Genomic DNA, 2201 nt, shown 5'->3' with positions numbered 1-2201 from the left:
TTGCCGAGTTCGAAGATGCCCTGAAAGGTCGCAATGCGCCGCATCGCCGAGCCGGCCGAATCCTGAAGATCATCCTCTACGGAAGCTATGCCCGCGGCGACTGGGTCGCCGATCCCAAGGGCGGCTACTTCTCCGACTATGGTGCGCTGTGAAGGCGCGGGAGGTTATCATGAAGTAATGACGACCTCTTTTGCTTGCTGATTTCTGACCGGCGGCTGCAATGCCGCCCCTCTATAGAGAGCAATAGATGGAAGGGGGCCGAAAAGCTCGACCGGGCGATCGTCGGTTGGGCATTGCTTCGTCGGCTTCGGTGGACGCCAACGGCAGTTATGGCGGAGGGTTCTTCCACGAGAGCGCCTCTGGCTTTGGCATTCACCGGGCCATCAAGGACACGAGAGCCGCTACATTGTTGTGCGATACCTGCCGGACGCCGTGCCGGTGGCTGCACCGGCGGCTCCAGTCAGTCCGCAGTAGGCGCGCAGCTCTTGCCCATCGTCCTCACCACCAATGACGTGGTGCTCAATCCCGACCACGCGTGGAACGACGTCGAGGGCGTCCAGTACCACTACCCCAACGGCTAACCAGTCGGCGGCCTACTTCGATGCGGTCAAGTCCGGCGGCTTGGCGGGGCTGTAGCTCAGGGTCACCAGGGCAGTATGCGCCTTGAGAGTCGTCGCGGTGCCATAGCCGTTGCCATAACTGAGGCTCAGCCAAACCGGTGATTTGTCACTCCCGAGTTGGAACTGACCAGCCAGAAGATAGGCTTCGCCGGATTTATCGAAGGTGCGATCGGCCAGCAGCCGGGCGCGAACGTCGTTCCAACCATATTGCCCGGTCAGCCTGTATTTGGCGGAAATCCATTCGAGGCCCAACCAAGCCTCGTTGGTGTCGGCGACCATTTGTGGGGTCGTTTTGTTGCCGGTGACGACCAGCTCGCTCCAGCCGAATCGGCCAGACACGAATCCTAAAACGGCATGCTGGGGAATCTGGTCCACCGCAGCACCCTGGACGGCAGCAGCAAAGACAGTCGGCGCGAGCGGGAACTTGAAGGCGCCCCAGACCACCTGGCTGTCGGTCTTGAAATGATCGAGCTGGCCCGGGGCGCCGCTCTCTACGTCGCCGGCGCCGAACTGAAGGTTGGGAGCGAAGGTCGCCAGACGGCTCGCCTGGTCGGCGCAGGACGACAGCGAAGCGGTCACCCCAGCCTTGTCCAGCGCACTCTTGGTTGATGCATCGATCGTGGTCGTTTGAGTGTCGCGCTTCGCTTTTAATCGGGTCACCTCGGCCAGGATCGCGGCTTTGAACTGGTCGGGCGTCAGGATGCTTGTTGGCGCGACCGGGGGTGGAGGCGGCTTGGCGTCAGCGGCGAGCGCGTCCCAGATCGCCTGCACCGCCGCCTTCACCTTCGGATCATCGATGGCATCGATCTTCTGCAAGGCAGCGGCGGCCTTCGTTTGCTGGGGTGTCAGCGCGGCAGCCGCGGGTGGCGCTGTGTCCTCGGACCCCGGGATGTAAGGATTGGCCGTATGACGGAACCTCGCCATGTCCGCGTCTGTCGGAGTATGCCCCTTCGTGACGAGCGCCACGTTGATCGGATTCAATAGTTCAAGCTCATCCGATTCTGCTGGCGTGATCGCTGCTTGTTTCTCTCCAAGGCTTAAGATCGGTTCGGCCTTCATCCGGACGCCGGCGAGGCAACTGACCAAGAAGCTCGTCCCGCCTTGCCGCCCGGTCATGACGGGATCGGAATAGTCGAGCAGGGAGACGCTGAACCCCGCCGCGATCCGCGAGGCCACCGCCTTGGTGGCGTCGCCGCCGCCATTGTCGCCGTTCAATGCGCCAACACTGAGCCGGGTGCGATAGGCCAGGCGAGTGGCGTAGTTATTGACATAGTCCGTGAACGTCGCAGGGCCACGCGTTTCGAACAGCGCGGCTGGGGCGAAGTCGAAAGCAGTGCTCTGGCCAGACTGCCCGCCGAACAGGGTCGGAACCGCCAGGACGAAACTCTTGAGGCTGGTGGCCGGCGGCGCCTTGTCGGGTGTCAGCCCCAGAAGACTGGTGGCTGGCGAAGTCGGAGGCCCGTAGTCAAAGTTGAACAGCGAGGCGCCGGACCCACTGGGCTGGTCCTTATAGAGGACATAGGTCGCGTCGGCGGTTGCCCCGGCCGCGGGCGCCCGCGGCTGCGGCGCCCGCGGCCGGGG

Annotated in this window: 1 protein-coding gene and 1 pseudogene; one reads left to right on the top strand and one right to left on the bottom strand. The window is 63.4% G+C overall.

The window, feature by feature from the left end; genetic code table 11:
* Positions 1-140, top strand: a pseudogene (locus E8A12_RS02650) (nucleotidyltransferase); the annotation flags it as partial.
* Between the two features lie 453 nt (positions 141-593).
* Here the strand turns inward: E8A12_RS02650 and E8A12_RS02645 are convergent.
* A partial coding sequence (locus E8A12_RS02645; RefSeq protein WP_293366208.1) for a hypothetical protein occupies positions 594-2201 on the bottom strand: 1608 nt, incomplete at its 5' end.

It is taken from the genome of Phenylobacterium sp. (assembly GCF_004799395.1).
Classification (GTDB): domain Bacteria; phylum Pseudomonadota; class Alphaproteobacteria; order Caulobacterales; family Caulobacteraceae; genus Phenylobacterium.
The sequence above is the reverse complement of the archived record's forward strand: the minus strand, read 5'-3'. Positions and strand labels throughout refer to the sequence as shown.